The organism is Pseudogracilibacillus sp. SO10305, assembly GCF_037072005.1.
In the GTDB taxonomy this organism is placed as follows: domain Bacteria; phylum Bacillota; class Bacilli; order Bacillales; family Amphibacillaceae; genus Pseudogracilibacillus; species Pseudogracilibacillus intestinigallinarum.
Map to the genome: position 1 here is coordinate 18,445 of NZ_JAXHDE010000023.1, position 15,708 is coordinate 34,152.

18 protein-coding genes and 2 pseudogenes are annotated in these 15,708 nt (G+C 35.1%); 14 read left to right on the forward strand and 6 right to left on the reverse strand.

The window, feature by feature from the left end:
• Positions 1–87 precede the first annotated feature (87 nt).
• The 9 genes and pseudogenes from SPD45_RS13780 to SPD45_RS13820 all read left to right on the forward strand — a co-directional run.
• Positions 88–717 carry a hypothetical protein gene (locus SPD45_RS13780; protein ID WP_336268356.1) on the forward strand — a complete coding sequence of 210 codons (630 nt, stop codon included), beginning with the start codon at positions 88–90 and terminating at the stop codon, positions 715–717.
• Between the two features lie 94 nt (positions 718–811).
• On the forward strand, positions 812–1,024 hold the full coding sequence (locus SPD45_RS13785) for a hypothetical protein (protein WP_336268357.1): 213 nt from the start codon (positions 812–814) through the stop codon (positions 1,022–1,024).
• Positions 1,025–1,282: 258 nt separating this feature from the next.
• Positions 1,283–1,765 carry a PaaI family thioesterase gene (locus tag SPD45_RS13790; RefSeq protein WP_336268358.1) on the forward strand — a complete coding sequence of 161 codons (483 nt, stop codon included), beginning with the start codon at positions 1,283–1,285 and terminating at the stop codon, positions 1,763–1,765.
• A gap of 380 nt (positions 1,766–2,145) precedes the next feature.
• Positions 2,146–3,126, forward strand: a complete 981-nt coding sequence (locus SPD45_RS13795; RefSeq protein WP_336268359.1) for an MBL fold metallo-hydrolase — start codon at positions 2,146–2,148, stop codon at positions 3,124–3,126.
• Positions 3,127–3,137: 11 nt separating this feature from the next.
• The gene (gene nadX / locus SPD45_RS13800) at positions 3,138–3,908 is read left to right on the forward strand and encodes an aspartate dehydrogenase (protein ID WP_336268360.1); all 771 of its coding nucleotides are present in this window, start codon (positions 3,138–3,140) and stop codon (positions 3,906–3,908) included.
• 189 nt (positions 3,909–4,097) lie between these two features.
• Positions 4,098–5,102, forward strand: a complete 1,005-nt coding sequence (locus SPD45_RS13805; protein ID WP_336268361.1) for an acyltransferase family protein — start codon at positions 4,098–4,100, stop codon at positions 5,100–5,102.
• A gap of 176 nt (positions 5,103–5,278) precedes the next feature.
• Positions 5,279–5,562 (forward strand): annotated as a pseudogene (gene tnpA / locus SPD45_RS13810) (IS200/IS605 family transposase); the annotation flags it as partial.
• Positions 5,563–5,569: 7 nt separating this feature from the next.
• The gene (locus SPD45_RS13815; RefSeq protein WP_336268362.1) at positions 5,570–5,872 is read left to right on the forward strand and encodes a hypothetical protein; all 303 of its coding nucleotides are present in this window, start codon (positions 5,570–5,572) and stop codon (positions 5,870–5,872) included.
• A 44-nt stretch (positions 5,873–5,916) separates the two neighbouring features.
• Positions 5,917–6,069 (forward strand): annotated as a pseudogene (locus SPD45_RS13820) (IS200/IS605 family transposase); the annotation flags it as partial.
• 138 nt (positions 6,070–6,207) lie between these two features.
• Here SPD45_RS13820 and SPD45_RS13825 read toward each other — a convergent pair.
• From SPD45_RS13825 to SPD45_RS13840, 4 genes are all read right to left on the reverse strand, one after another.
• Positions 6,208–6,549 carry a DMT family transporter gene (locus SPD45_RS13825; RefSeq protein ID WP_336268363.1) on the reverse strand — a complete coding sequence of 114 codons (342 nt, stop codon included), beginning with the start codon at positions 6,547–6,549 and terminating at the stop codon, positions 6,208–6,210.
• 16 nt (positions 6,550–6,565) lie between these two features.
• Complete coding sequence (locus tag SPD45_RS13830; protein ID WP_336268364.1) at positions 6,566–6,874, reverse strand: DMT family transporter; 309 nt, start codon at positions 6,872–6,874, stop codon at positions 6,566–6,568.
• A complete protein-coding gene (locus tag SPD45_RS13835; RefSeq protein WP_336268365.1) occupies positions 6,874–7,410 on the reverse strand; it encodes a TetR/AcrR family transcriptional regulator in 537 nt (178 codons plus the stop codon). The genes SPD45_RS13830 and SPD45_RS13835 overlap by 1 nt, the downstream gene beginning before the upstream one ends.
• A 109-nt stretch (positions 7,411–7,519) precedes the next feature.
• Positions 7,520–7,879 carry a rhodanese-like domain-containing protein gene (locus tag SPD45_RS13840; protein WP_336268366.1) on the reverse strand — a complete coding sequence of 120 codons (360 nt, stop codon included), beginning with the start codon at positions 7,877–7,879 and terminating at the stop codon, positions 7,520–7,522.
• A gap of 140 nt (positions 7,880–8,019) precedes the next feature.
• Between SPD45_RS13840 and SPD45_RS13845 the strand changes: the two genes are divergently transcribed.
• The 3 genes from SPD45_RS13845 to SPD45_RS13855 are packed head-to-tail and all read left to right on the forward strand — an operon-like array spanning position 8,020 to position 12,253.
• On the forward strand, positions 8,020–9,168 hold the full coding sequence (locus SPD45_RS13845; protein WP_336268367.1) for an iron-containing alcohol dehydrogenase: 1,149 nt from the start codon (positions 8,020–8,022) through the stop codon (positions 9,166–9,168).
• A 10-nt stretch (positions 9,169–9,178) separates the two neighbouring features.
• Positions 9,179–10,813, forward strand: coding sequence for a sensor histidine kinase (locus SPD45_RS13850; protein WP_336268368.1), 1,635 nt, complete (start codon positions 9,179–9,181; stop codon positions 10,811–10,813).
• 9 nt (positions 10,814–10,822) lie between these two features.
• Positions 10,823–12,253: a sigma-54-dependent transcriptional regulator gene (locus SPD45_RS13855; protein ID WP_336268369.1), complete on the forward strand. Its 1,431-nt coding sequence runs from the start codon at positions 10,823–10,825 to the stop codon at positions 12,251–12,253.
• 42 nt (positions 12,254–12,295) lie between these two features.
• Here the strand turns inward: SPD45_RS13855 and adh are convergent, their stop codons facing one another.
• Complete coding sequence (gene adh, locus SPD45_RS13860; RefSeq protein WP_336268370.1) at positions 12,296–13,813, reverse strand: aldehyde dehydrogenase; 1,518 nt, start codon at positions 13,811–13,813, stop codon at positions 12,296–12,298.
• Between the two features lie 81 nt (positions 13,814–13,894).
• Positions 13,895–14,908, reverse strand: a complete 1,014-nt coding sequence (gene adhP, locus SPD45_RS13865) for an alcohol dehydrogenase AdhP (RefSeq protein WP_336268371.1) — start codon at positions 14,906–14,908, stop codon at positions 13,895–13,897.
• A gap of 256 nt (positions 14,909–15,164) precedes the next feature.
• On the opposite strand from adhP, the gene SPD45_RS13870 reads away from it, so the two are divergent.
• Together SPD45_RS13870 and SPD45_RS13875 are read left to right on the forward strand one after the other, a co-directional pair.
• The gene (locus tag SPD45_RS13870) at positions 15,165–15,428 is read left to right on the forward strand and encodes a metal-sensitive transcriptional regulator (protein ID WP_336268372.1); all 264 of its coding nucleotides are present in this window, start codon (positions 15,165–15,167) and stop codon (positions 15,426–15,428) included.
• A 22-nt stretch (positions 15,429–15,450) separates the two neighbouring features.
• On the forward strand, positions 15,451–15,708 hold a 258-nt coding region (locus SPD45_RS13875; protein ID WP_336268373.1), incomplete at its 3' end, for a rhodanese-like domain-containing protein.

Consider the following 15,708-nt stretch of genomic DNA (forward strand, 5'->3'; position numbering starts at 1 on the left):
TCATCATAATTAAATAGTTTTTTTCACTGACTTGATGGTATAATAGTCATATAGTCTATTATGATCTGTCATGGGAGGAACTATGGAATGAGAAAAGTACTATTTATATTATTTATCGCAACGGTTTTAGTGGCTTGTCAATCTAAAGACAATGGCCAAACGAACAATGAACCAAAAGAGGAAACAAATAATGAAGTAAATAATGAAGTGGACAATGAAGAACAAAACGCAACAGAAAATGATACAGAAACAGAAATTGAAAAAGTGGAAACGAATGAGGAGAATAACGAAGCAGAAGACAATGTAGCAAATGAGGAAGAAAGTGAAAACGACACGGAAAACAATGCATCCAACGAAGCGACAAATGAAGCAAACGATGATACGGAAAAAGAATTAATCGCTTTAGGTGAGAAAATTTTCCAAGCACAATTTGATGAAGATATTGATTTTTTAACCTCTATTTTATCTAGTGGTTCGAAAATAAATGATAAAACTTTTTCCTTCGAAAATGTTACATACCCACATGAACAAGAATTTTTTACAGAAGAAACCGCATCAGATATTGAATTTCGTTATACACATGAAAATGACGAAACATCTTATATTGTAGGGTTTGCTGCCAAGGACGAGGTAAATGAGTATAGTTTCGTCATTGATTTTGAATTTATTCAAGAAGATGGAAAATGGAAAATGAATGACATGGATATTAATAAATAAAACAGTGCTTCGCATGATCGAAAGAGATATGCGAAGTATTTTTTTATGCATTGAAAACCACTGGCTCTACCGGGGGTTCCGGATAGCTTTTAGCATGGTATTAAAAATGCCTCCTATCATGATAAAGTTGCAAGAATACGACTCGAAGTTGCAAGAATACGACTCAAAGTTGCAAGAATATGATTCAAAGTTGCAAGATTGTGACTCGGAGTTGCAAGAATACGACTCAAAGTTGCAAGAATACGACCCGAAGTTGCAAGAATGTGACTCGAAGTTGCAAGAATACGACTCGAAGTTGCATAAATAAAACTCTAATTTTGTGGGGTCATTATCTTCACACTGGTGGTTTTGATTTGTTGTATTTTTTGCTCATTCGCTATCGTATATAAAAATAAGAATCGCTAATTTGCAGACGGAAATATTAAATTTATCGTATGTAGTTAAAACGCTTACATATATATAGTATAATAGAGAATAGCTTATCAACTACTTTGTTGGAAGTATAGGACAAGTTAAACTGGTGTAAATAGAAACATCGAACATAATAAGAGGGGTGGACGTAGTAGTGATCAATGAAATAAAACATGCAATTCAGGATGAGTACGCAGATGATTTTGCTTGGTGTTACGGGTGTGGTAGGTTAAATGAAACAGGTTTACATTTACGAACAGGCTGGGATGGAGATAAAACAGTGACAATATATCAACCACGTGATGAGCATAAAGCGATTCCGGGATTTATTTATGGAGGTCTACTCGCATCATTAGTCGATTGTCACGGTACTGGATCGGCAGCGATTTTTCTCCATCGAAAAAACGGTCATGAACCTGGTGATGGGGTGGAAGCACCAAGATTCGTTACAGCATCATTACATGTTGATTATTTAAAACCAACACCCGCTAATACTATATTGAAAGCAGTTGGTATAGTAGAAGAAATTCATCCGAAAAAATATAAAGTAACTACAAAAGTTTATGCAAATGATACAGTTGTAGTAACTGGTGAAGTTGTTGCAGCATTAATGCCAAAAACTTTTTTAGCAAACTAGTAAATTTGAATTTTATGGGATCATCTTATCTGAAAAATTGCATTTTCTCTAAGGGGAAATGCAATTTTTCATGCCTTTTAAGGTACAAAATGTTCGTTTTGTACCTTTGCGGAAAAGAGATTCCTCTCTTATGATAAGAGTGCACCGAACAATATGGCTTCTATCACTAAATAAAAATTGGGGAGGGATCAAAAAAGTATTTGCATTACAATGAACATAATGGGAAAAGTTCTACATCATAATCATGTAGGAAAATATTGGGGATTCAATATGGAGTGAATGATTTGATAGATGTTTGTGTACATGCACAAGCATCTCTTTTTTTTATCAAAATTCTTATGATACAATAAGGATAGATTATAAGGTAGGAGAGTATGCTTATGGTAGTGAAAGCGAAGGTAGAAAGCCCAAAAACATATCCCATTATTGTTCCGACACAGTTAGGGAACTTACAAACTTTAAATTATTACCTCGTTCATCAAGGAGAGGATCTAATATTAATTGATGCGGGAGCGGAAAATGACGCTTGTTGGGATGCATTGATCGACACTTTACATGCAAATGATTATACATTACAAGATATAACGGCGATTATTTTGACGCATAATCATGCAGATCATATAGGAATCGTGAATCGCATTCGTAAAGAAATTGATGTACCACTTTATGCACATGAAGATGCCATCATTCGTTTAAAACGCGATACAGACTTTTTAGAAAAACGAATTGCATTTTTCACGGAGTTGTATCAGGAGATGGGCTGCTTAACAGAAGCAGAGCCATTAATTGAACGTATGGTTCAATCGATTCATAAAAATGCCCATCAAAAAATTAATGGTCCTATCATTCCTTTAAAGGAGGGCGATACCATTTTTGGCTTTGATGTTATTTATGTTCCAGGTCACGCACCAGACCATATATTTTTATGGCATAAAGAAAGTAAGACGGCATATGTAGGAGATTTAATTTTGTCACATTCGCCGAGCAATGCGTTGGTGGAACTGGATAAAACAGGTGAACGGACAAAATCATTAGTATTATATGAACAATCATTACAAAAATTACGTACTTATGAACCAGCCATTGCCTATAGTGGACATGGCGAAATTATACATGATCCAATCGAATTAATTGATCAAAAATTAAACCGTATAGAAACGAAGGCGGACCGTATTTTAGCGCTATTATATGAAGAAAAAACAGCGGCAGAAATTGCAAAAGAAATGTATAAGGAACGTTATGAACCATTACTTCCATTAGTCATGTCGGAAGTAATCGGACACTTAGACCGCTTGTATGCACTACAAAAAGTGACACAAACTAGAAAAAGCGGAATCATTTATTATAAAAAACATATGTAGAGGTGTATACGATGAAGGTAGGAATTGTTGGAGCAGGGGCTATTGCAAATTATATTTTAGAAAAAGAAAAAGATCACACATATGAAGTAACGAGTATTCTTGTAAGAGATATGGAAAAATATCGTGAAATTAGCAATAAGTATCATGTAACTTTATATACAGATGTTCAAGCATTTATCGATTCTGGCGTAGATATCGTTGTAGAAGCAGCTACAGTGGAAGCGGTGCAAGCGTATGTGCCGCAAATTATCGAACAAAAAGATGTCGTTATTATTAGTATCGGTGCATTTGTTGATGATGCATTTACACAAGAAGTAACATCTATTGCGGAGAAAAATAATCGGAATATCTTTTTACCATCAGGGTCGATTGGTGGCTTAGACTTAGTACAAAACGTGTTGGCAACAAAAAATGTGGAACATGTATCATTAACGACACGAAAAGCAGCACATACTTTAGTAAGAGAACCGATTACAGAAGAAAAAATTGCTTTTCAAGGAAGTGCACGGGAAGCAATTGCTGTGTATCCAAAAAACATTAATATTTCCATCGCATTATCTCTTGCTGGAATTGGATTTGATCGAACAAAAGTGACGATGATTGCTGATCCTCATGCAACAAAAAACACTCATACAATTGAAGTCGAAGGTGCATTTGGGAAGGCTAGTTTTACGATTGAAAACAACCCATTACCTTCTAATCCGAGCACAAGTTATTTAGCTGCAATTAGTGTGATTGGAACGTTAGAGCGTCAACATGGTGTCATTCGCATCGGGCAATAAATAGACGAACTTTCTATTATTTCCTGGGAAATAATAGAATTTTGTCGAAATGTTACAGGGAAAGCTAACTTTTACAATAGGTTTACACTTTGATTAAATAAGCGAAATATAAACATACTATGAGAAAAAATCGGGTATGGTATGTAGTAGAAAATATTTTGATTATGTAGAAGACAAAGGGTGAATGGAATGGAAAGAAATGCTTTTTTTGATAATGCGAGACTATTATTAATAACGTTGGTTGTCTTTGGACACATTATTCAACCAATAACATTTGATTCGAAGTCATTGGCAACATTATATACATGGATTTACACATTCCATATGCCTGCATTTATTATGATTGCAGGTTATTTTGCAAAAGGGTCTAGTGATAGTAAATATTTATTCACATTAGCAAAGAAACTATTAATTCCGTATGTTATTTTTCAGGTAGTTTATACAGGGTATTACTTTTTAATCGATAAAAAAGATTGGTTAATCGATAGTATCTTTTATCCGCACTGGTCGTTATGGTTTTTATTTAGTTTGTTTTGCTGGCATATGCTATTAATTTTATATAAACATGTACGTCCTGTAGTTGGAATTGTTATTGCAATCATTATCGGTGTGACAATTGGTTACTTTGATTCGATTGGACATATGTTTAGTTTGTCACGAACATTCGTATTTTTCCCGTATTTCTTAATCGGGTATTGGATATCTGAGCAACAAATGATGGCATTAAAACGTGTTCCAATAAAAATTGCTAGTCTTGTAGTGATGACCGTATTTGCAGTAGCAATCTATTATTTACCAGATGTAAATACAGACTGGTTGTTAGCATCTAAGTCATATGGTGCATTAGGTGTTGAGTGGGGCGGAAGTGTATTTAGATTTACAGTATATATGACTTCCTTGCTCATGGCATTCAGTGTGTTAGCATGGATACCGAAACGACGCTTCTCCTTTACAAAATTAGGGGAGAGAACATTGTACGTATATTTACTACACGGTTTTATCGTACAATATTTACGCCAAGAAGATATTATTCAAGTGACGAATATATTTGATTTTATCGGCGTCATTGCAATTACTATTATCATTGTATTCTTGTTATCAAGTAAATTTTTCATGACAGTGACAGAGCCAATGATTGAATTAAGCACTAGACGTTGGAATAACTTTAAAAATAGAAATAGAGATGCATATTAATAAAGCAAAAACGATGATCTTAATAAAGGTCATCGTTTTTGTTGTGCATTTGAAAACCCTGGCTCTGCCGGGGGTTCTAAATAGCTTTTAGCGTGGCATTAAAAATGCCACCTTCTGTTATAAGATAAAGTTGGTTTTCCGACCACCATATCTTACAAGAGAAGGAGGAAATCCTAATGCAGGATAAGAATAGTTTAAGCACATACACAGTGGAGATGTAAGTATCATATTGTATTTGCACTAAAATACAGACGACAAATTATTTATGGAAAATACAAAAAGAGTATAGGGGAAATTATCAGAAGTCTTTGTGATAGAAAAAATGTAGAGATTTATGAAGCAAATGTTTGTAGGTATTCCACCAAAATTAAGTGTCTCTAAATTGATGGGTTATCTAAAAGGGAAAAGTAACTTAATGTTTTTTGATCGTCATGCAAATTTAAAATACAAATATGAAAATTAGGTAGTTGCAAGAATACGTGCCAAGGTTGCAAGAATACGGGTCGAAGTTGCAAGAATACGTGCTAAAGTTGCAAGAATGCGGGTCAAAGTTGCAAGAATACGTGCCGAAGTTGCAAGAATGCGGGTCGAAGTTGCAAGAATACGTGTCGAAGTTGCAAGAATACGTGTCAAAGTTGCAAGAATGCGGGTCGAAGTTGCAAGAATACGGATCAAAGTTGCAAGAATACGTGTCAAAGTTGCAAGAATGCGGGTCGAAGTTGCAAGAATACGTGTCAAAGTTGCAAGAACCAAACTCCAAACCTGCATGAACGTAACCATAAAGCCCAATCATCTCCCCACAAAATGGAAATAGGAGTTTTGGTGTAGAGGATATTTTGTGGATACAGTAGGAAGAAACAAAAATCAAATCCAGAAATATATTGGAAATCAACTAAAAGATAGCGATCAATTAACGCCATTCGAAGAGTACAATCCTTTTACCGGACAACGAAATAAAAAAAGATAGCAATAAGAGATTCTTAAAGAATCCGTGCGTGAATGTGGTGCATAGGGGAGACCGTTCAGTGAGCCCTTTAGGCTGAGGCCGGTAATGAAGGCTTTCAGTCGCAGAGCAAACCATCAGTTCACACTGGTGGTTTTGATTTTATGAGTTCACTTGTTTCACTTCGTTTGTTGCAATATTTAAGAGAATAACGCCGACAATAATAATCACTAATCCAATCAAATTTAGTAAAGAAAGTGATTCTTTAAAAAAGAAATACCCGACAAATGCTGTTCCGACGGTACCAACCCCAGCCCAAATACTATAGCCAACACTAAGTGCGATTGTTTTTAATGCTAAAATTAAAAATAAGAAAGATAAACAATATGCACCAATAAGAATAAGCGTAGGGGTAAGCATTGTAAAGCCTTCTGAAAGTTTCAACATAGAAGCCCCTAGTACTTCTAATATAATAGCAATCATAATATATAGATAACCTTTCAATATAGATCCCCCTTTGTTATAACCGCATTAATACAATTCCGAATATTAGCAGGCCGATACTTCCAGCAATTTTCCAATTAAATGGTTCTTTAAATAGAAAAAATCCAACAATGGCAGTTAATGCTGTACCAACTCCACTCCAAACCGCATAAGAAAAACTTAGTGGAATGGATACAAGTGTTAATGATAATAAATAAAATGATAAAATATATCCGATGACAATGCCTAAAATAGGGAGTTTATTATGAGTCATGGTGGACATTTTCATCATCGTAGAACCGAACACTTCTGAAATGATTGCAGATGTTAAATAAAAAAATCCCATTAATATTCCTCCGTTGTCAGTTTTTCGCATTCATATTGTAGTAATTTTGTTACTTGTTGAATGGACGAAGGGGTGAAATCATATGTAATAGAAAACCAGACACCATCACAGATTAAACGGAATGTAAGAATGCTCTGTTTATTTCCTTTATCTGTATCAAACGCCTTATTCCATTTATGTAAAGTTTGATCCCATAAAGCTTTACATGCTTTTTCTTCTAAAGATGTGATGAAAACAGCAGGTAATAAAATGTTTTGCTCATTTTGTATATAATCAATCGTTGCATGTCCATATGCTCGCGTAAATACATATGATCCATGTAATTGTTCGACGTAGTGATTCATTTTCATTTCAAATTGTTCAATGACGAATTCATTCATACGTAATAATAAGTCACTTTTACTTTTGAAATGATATAGTACGCCACCTTTTGTGATATTTGATTTTTTAGCTAGTGCTTCCATTGTAAAGTTTTGGACGCCATCTTCATGTATAATTTTTGCGGCATTAATAAGAAGTTCTTGTTTTTTATCCATTTTACCCTCTCCCACTATACTGGACGTTCAGTATAGTATATTACATGACTCGTAGTAAAAAGGCAATAAAAAAAGACCTCAGTAAGTTACTGAAATCTCTTTCGTTCGTTTACTTCCATTGATTCATCCCGCCGATAACATTCGTAATCTGTTCAAATCCATTCTTTTTTAAAATCTTTGCTGCTTGCATGCTACGCACCCCGCTTTGGCAAATGACAATAATTTCTTTAGATGGGTCTAGAGAGTGGAAAGATTGTTTTAATGTTTGCAAAGGAATATTTTGAAACTGTTTAATATGATTTCCTTCGTATTCACCACGGGTACGAACATCGATAAATTGTATATCTTTTTGTTTTAATTTGTTCCTTAAAGCATTCGTATCAATCGTTTGCACACCTTTTGCTGGCATTGCACGTGCAACGAAAATCCATAAGATCACTCCAAGTAATAGCCAAAATAACATATCCATTTAATCACCTCTTATTATCTATAGGAATAATATACCTTACGGGGTATACAAGCGCAATTTATTTGCTCAACTCTATGAAAGAGGAGCGCAAATAATTGTGATATAATGAATATTCAGATTATTTTAGTGGAGGGATTTCCGTGAAAATACATAAGTTCGTCATGCCAGAAGTTATATTTGGAACAGGGTCCATTTCTCAAGTTGGAGAAAGTTGCCTTCGGTTAGGTGCACAACATGTGCTTATCGTAACAGATAATGGAGTTATCGATGAAGGATGGTTAAAAGAAGTAGAGAATTCCTGTCAGAAAGTCGGGCTTGCGTATACAGTTTTCTCGGATTTAACATCCAATCCAAAAGATTACGAAATACATAATGGACATACTGCATATAAGGAGGCAAAATGTGATGCAATATTAGGTGTCGGCGGTGGTAGTGCAATTGATGTAGCTAAAGCAATTGCGATATTAGCGACAAATGGAGGGGATATTATCGATTATGAAGGGGTGGATAAAATTAATGCCCCATTACCTCCATTAGTGATGGTACCAACAACAGCTGGATCTGGTTCGGAAGTGTCGCAGTTTTCCATTATATTAGACTCTAATAGTGAACGGAAATTTACAATCATTTCAAAATCGCTTGTTCCGGATATTGCGATTGTAGACCCAGAGACTTTGATAACAAAAAGTGCATTTTTAACTGCAACAACGGGGTTGGATGTGTTAACACATGGCATAGAAGCGTATGTGAGTATTGCTGCAACGCCTTTATCAGACGTGCACGCAAGAAATGCTATTAGACTTGTTGCTAATAATTTGCGCCAATCGGTAGCTTCTAAGTTGAATAGGGAAGCGAAGGAAAATATGGCGATGGCAAGTTTACAAGCAGGTTTAGCCTTTTCAAATGCAATATTAGGAGCAGTACATGCGATGAGTCATGCTATCGGAGGAAGATTTTTATTGCCACATGGGGATGTGAATGCGATTTTACTTCCTTATGTGATGGAGTTTAATTACGTAGCAATACCTGAAAAATTTGTCGATATTGCTAAATTACTCGGTGTTGATGAAGAATCCGTTACGATATTAAATGCTGGAGCAAAAGCTGTAGAACATGTACAGGCACTATCAAGGCAAATCGGTGCACCACAACGATTAAGTGAGTTACATTTAACTGAAAAAGATGCTGCAATTGTAAGTGAATTTGCATTAAAAGATGCATGTATTATTACAAATCCACGGGATATTTCGAAGGAGGATATCGAAAGTTTATTTATAAAAGCATTGTGAGGCGATATTGATGATAGAAAGAGAACAACTAATAGACAAGCTCGTTGGAGTTCAATCCTCTAAACAAAATTATTATACACAGTTAAAGCAGACGATTTTAGAGCTAGAAAAGAAAAATACACAACTTGAAATTATAAATGATGTGATGAGAAGTTTTAATATTGAAATGTCGATGGATGAAATGTTGCGTCATATTTTGGAGAAATTGAATAAAATTTATCCATTTCAAAGATTGGGTTTAAATCGATATGATAAGGAAACAGATGAACTATATGTGACGAATGTATATCCAACAGATACGACATACCCATATATTGGAACGTTTATACCGATTGAACAATCTATCTATTGGGAAGTAGTCGAACAAAATAATTATAAAAATTATCATTTATCAGAAGAACAATCTTATACAGAAGATAAATCTTTTTTACATATAGGTTTACAACAAGTACTTATTTTCCCATTGCGGTCTAAAGGAAATATTATTGGGACTTTTAGTTTGGGAACAGAAGATACTTTGACTTTTGAACAAGCTGAAATTAATTTTTTTCAACAGTTAAGTGATCAACTAGCTGTATCAATAGAAAATGTATTTTTATATCAAAAAATGCTTCAAAGTAAGGAAGAATGGGAACAAACATTTTCGGCTGTACTTGATGCGATAGTTTTAGTGGACTTAAATGGAAAAATTTTACGCGCGAATGAAGCTGGTAGTGCTTTATTAACGAAATATCGTTGTATGGAAAATATTCATACGCTACTGTATGAAACGATGCTTCCAACACAGAGTATGATTCAACAATGTGCCTCGACAGAACAAGTGACTTATGAAGAAATAAAGATTGCTGAGGAAACGTATGAAGTGTATGCGTATCCGTCTCTAAATGATGAAAATGAATTATACCATATTATTTTGTATATGAAAGATGTGACGAATAAGCAGCTGTATGAAATCCAATTAATTCAATCGAGTAAATTGGCCGCAATTGGAGAAATGGCAGCAGGAGTAGCACATGAATTAAATAATCCATTGACAGCAATTTTAGGGAATACACAATTATTATTAAGAAAAGCAAAAGAACAAATGGAAATAAGTTTATTAGAAGATGTTTTGGGAGCAGGGAAAAGATGTCAAAATATCGTCCGCAACTTGTTAACTTTTTCAAGACAAGATGCATATTTATTTGAAAAATGCTCTATGAATGAAGCTGTACAAACGGTGTTGAGTTTAGTAGGATATCAAATTTCGCAAAATCACATAAAATTAAAGACAGATTTACAAGAGAATTTATCTTTATTTTTGGGAAGTATTCAACAAATCGAACAGGTCATCATCAATATATTATTGAATGCACAAGATGAATTAGTGCATTTGAACCGTCATGATGGACAAATAATTATTTCATCAAGAGAATGTGCGGACGCCATTTATTTATCAGTTCAAGATAATGGAATGGGGCTGACTGAATCTGAAAAACAAAATATTTTTGATCCTTTTTATACGACGAAGGAAATTCAAAAAGGAACTGGACTTGGTTTATCTGTCAGTTTAGGGATTGTTGCATCCCACCACGGTGAAATTTTTGTTCAGAGTGAAAAAGGTGTCGGAAGTACATTTACGATAAAATTACCAAAATGCGAATAGGAGGATTTCATGGTAAATATTTTAGTCATTGATGATGAGAAAACGGTTGGAAACTTTTTAACGTATTTTTTTGAAGAAAAATTATATCATGTAACGGTTGGGTACAGTGGAACAGATTATGATCGATTAATCGAAGAACGGACATATGATTTAGCGATGATCGATGTTAAGTTACCAGACCGAAATGGTTTAGATATATTAGAACATATAAAACAAAATCAACTATCTTGTAAAACGATTATTATGACAGGATATAGTACAGTGAAAGTCGCAGTAGATGCCATTAAGTTAGGTGCAAATGATTTTATTGAAAAACCTTTTGATGATATTGATTTATTAGAACAAACAGTTGATCAATTGTTGGAAGGACAGATGACTGTCATGGAGGATGATATAAGACAGTTAACGGCGATGAGTGGTATTATCGTTGAAAATAGTGTAGTAATGAAACAATTACTTACTTTTGCATATAAAGTAGCGACGAAAAATGTAAATGTGTTTATCCAAGGAGAGACTGGAACTGGAAAGGAATTGATTGCGCATTTTATTCATCTTGCCTCACATCGAAATGACCAGCCATATATTCGAATTAATTGTGGGGCGCTCTCTGAGACACTTTTAGAAAGTGAATTATTTGGTCACGAAAAAGGGGCCTTTACAGGAGCGACAAAGGAAAGAAAAGGTGTCTTTGAGATTGCAAATCACGGCACGCTTTTTTTAGATGAAATTGGTGATGCTTCTTTGGCAACACAAGTAAAGTTATTGCGTGTCATTGAATCAGGTGAATATATGCGTGTTGGAGGAGAAACATTAAAAAAAACGAATATCCGTATTATTTCAGCAACGAATGTCGACTTGAAGGAAGCGGTAAAAGAAAAGAAATTTCGAGAAGATTTATATTATCGATTAAATGTAGTCGAATTAAATATTCCACCACTGCGCGAACGAAAGGAGGATATTGTTCCGATAGCAACATACTTTTTACATAAACTGAATGAATCATTTATGTTGCATGTCGATACAAAAACGTTGTTAAAGACATACGATTGGCCAGGAAATATTAGAGAATTATCCAATATGATGAAACGTGCAGTTTCCTTGTTAGAACCAAATGAGAAGATAATTGATGCAAAGTATTTCTCACATCTTACTAGTAGCATTCCGGACGAGATATCCACAAGCAAGAAAAAGGAAGAAGTAAATTTTGAAGAAAAAATACAAACTTTTCAACAATTGGTGATAAACATGTGGAAAGATGAAGAAATTTTGCCTTTAAAACCAATATTAGAAGAAATTCAACAGTTAGAAGATTATATCGGTAAACAATATATTCACAAAGCGTTGAAAAAATATATTGGAAATAAGCAAAAAGCGGCAGAAGCTTTAGAAATTACACCACGTCAATTGAGGTATTTATTAAAAGAGAAGGATATAAGATGAGGGAGAATTCATCTTATATCCTTTTAAACTTGTGAAAGTTAGTTAGAAAAAGCCTAATTTTTGCTCGCTATAGCTGACGAGTAAGTTTTTCGTTTGTTGATAATGATTTAACATCATTAGATGTGTTTCACGCCCGATACCTGAACTCTTATAGCCACCGAATGCAGCGTGTGCTGGATATGCGTGATAACAATTTGTCCATACGCGGCCAGCTTGAATATTACGGCCGAAGCGGTATGCACTATTTGCTTCACGTGACCATACACCAGCACCTAAGCCATATAATGTGTCATTGGCAATGTCGAGTGCTTCTTCTTCGTCTTTGAATGTGGTAACTGAAACAACTGGTCCGAAGATTTCTTCTTGGAAAATGCGCATTTTATTATTTCCTTTGAATACTGTTGGTTTAATATAATATCCGTTTTCAAAGCCTTCTATCTTATTTTCTTCCCCACCAATTAAACATGTTGCACCTTCTTGTTTTCCGATATCTAAATATGATTTAATTTTTTCTAGTTGCTCGGTAGAAGCCTGTGCTCCCATCATTGTTTCAGTATCGAGAGGATTGCCTGTTTTTATTTGGGCAACACGTTTTAATGCTCGCTCCATGAATTCCTCATAAATTGCTTCATCGATGAGAGCACGAGACGGACATGTACATACTTCCCCTTGGTTTAATGCGAAAAGGACAAACCCTTCAATTGCTTTATCTAAAAAGTCGTCATCTTTGTCCATCACATTTTTCATGAAAATATTTGGTGATTTTCCACCTAATTCCAATGTGACAGGGATAATATTTTCAGATGCATATTGCATAATGAGACGTCCTGTTGTCGTTTCACCTGTAAAGGCAATTTTGGCAATACGTGGACTAGATGCTAATGGTTTTCCAGCTTCTACTCCAAAACCATTGATGACATTTAATACACCTTTTGGTAATAGATCTCCAATTAATTCCATTAAAACGAGAATCGATGCTGGTGTTTGTTCTGCCGGCTTTAATACGATACAGTTTCCAGCTGCTAATGCTGGAGCAATTTTCCATGTCGCCATTAAAAGGGGAAAGTTCCAAGGAATAATCTGACCAACTACTCCCAACGGCTCATGAAAGTGATAGGCAACTGTATCGTCGTCGATTTGGCTTAATGTACCTTCTTGTGCACGAATTGCCCCTGCGAAGTAACGGAAATGATCAATTGCAAGGGGGATGTCGGCATTTAATGTTTCACGAATTGCTTTTCCGTTATCCCATGTTTCCGCTACTGCTAACTTTTCTAGATTCTCTTCCATTCGGTCAGCAATTTTATTTAAAATTGTAGCACGTTCTGCAGGTGATGTTTTTCCCCAAGCATCTTTCGCTGCATGGGCAGCATCTAGTGCAATATCAATATCTTCTTTCGTGGAACGGGCTACTTCACAAAATACTTCACCAGTTACAGGGGTCACATTTTCAAAATATTGATTATTCGAAGGAGCAATCCATTCTCCATTTATATAGTTATCGTATTTTGTCTTAAATGTAACTAGTGAGTTCGGTTTTCCTGGTTGTTCGTATATCATTATGTTTCCCTCATTTCTATTATTCTATAGGTGAAACTTGATTATCATTATTATTGTCTAAAAGGATTTTGCACATGATTCTTAAAATTCTAATACAACTCGACCGTTAATTTCGCCTTTTTCCATTCTGTCGAATATTTCATTGATGTCATCTAATTTTCCAGTTGCTACGATTGCTTTTACTTTTCCATCTGCAGCAAATTGTAATGCTTCTTGCATATCTTTTCTTGTTCCAACGATGGAACCTTTTACACTTACACCATTTAACACAGTATCAAAAATAGGTACTGGGATAGAATCATTCGGTAGTCCAACGAGGACAACTGATCCACCACGTTTAACAGAATGGTATGCTTGTTCAAAAGCTACCTTTGTAACGGCAACACTAATGGATGCTTGCACACCGTTTCCAGTTTTTTCTTTAATTGCTTCAACTGGGTCAGTTTTCATTCCATTAACTGTAAAGTCAGCTCCTAAATCTTTTGCCAATTCTAATTTCTCATCATGAATATCTACTGCAATAACTTTAAAGCCCATTGCAACTGCATATTGTAATGCGACATGTCCTAAACCACCAATTCCATAAATTGCAACCCAATCCCCAGGTTTAGCTCCTGACACTTTTAATGCTTTATAAGTTGTTACGCCAGCACATAAAATTGGGGCGATTTCTATCGGGTCTACCCCGTCAGGAATACGTGCAACATAATCAGCAGGTGCCACACAATATTCAGCAAATGCTCCGTCTGCGGAATACCCTCCGTTTAATTGATCCATACATAATGTTTCTTGGCCTGCTAAACAATATTCACATTCGCCACAAGCTTTAAATAACCAAGGGATTCCAACTCTGTCTCCAATTTTTAATGATGTAACTCCATCTCCGACTTTATCTACAAGTCCGACACCTTCATGTCCAGGAATTACAGGGAGTTTCGGTTTTACTGGCCAGTCTCCATGTGCCGCGTGTAAATCTGTATGACAAACACCACAAGCTTCCATTTTGATCAGTACTTCACCTTGACCAGGTGTTGGAATATCCACATTCTTCACTTCTAACTTCTGTTTAAACTGATTAACGACTGCTGCTCTCATTTCCTATTCCTCCTAAAAATATTTTTTGAATAAAAATTTTATTCGCTAATTATATATGCAAGTTTCGTGCCAACTATTGAAAGTACATAATGTATGCGTTTACAAAAGTGCATTTTATACAATTACCGAAAAAAAGATAAAAGCGCCGAAAATTTGGCAGCAATTGACGAGTTTATGTTAAATTTACTCATTGACAATATACCTATAAGGGTATAAGATGAGTATAGTATATGATAAGAAGAAAGGGGAGCATAACGTGGAGTATGATCAAAAGGTAATTAACCGGATGAAACGAATTGAGGGACAAGTTAAAGGCATCATTAAAATGATGGAAGAAAATAAAGACTGTAAAGATGTTATTACACAGTTATCTGCTTCTCGTTCAGCGATTGATCGTGCAATAGGTGTTATTGTAAGTGCGAATCTTATTGAATGTATTCAAAACTTGGATGAGTTAGGAGATAGAACGGAAGAAGATGTTGTTCAGGAAGCGGTAAACTTATTAGTGAAAAGTAGATAAAGTAACAGAAAGGAAGTTTGAAATGAATGAAATGACAGCAGAGCAATTAGAAGAAAAAATGAACGCAGGAGAAACACTTCATATTGTCGATGTTCGAGAGTTAGATGAAGTGGCAAATGGTATGGTGCCAGGTGCAATTAATATACCTTTGAGTGAATTTGCTGATAGATATACAGAACTGGAGAAAGAAAAGGAATATATTTTAATTTGTGCAGCTGGTGGACGTAGTGCTAAAGCACAAATGTTTTTAGAGGCACAAGGATATCATTGTATTAATATG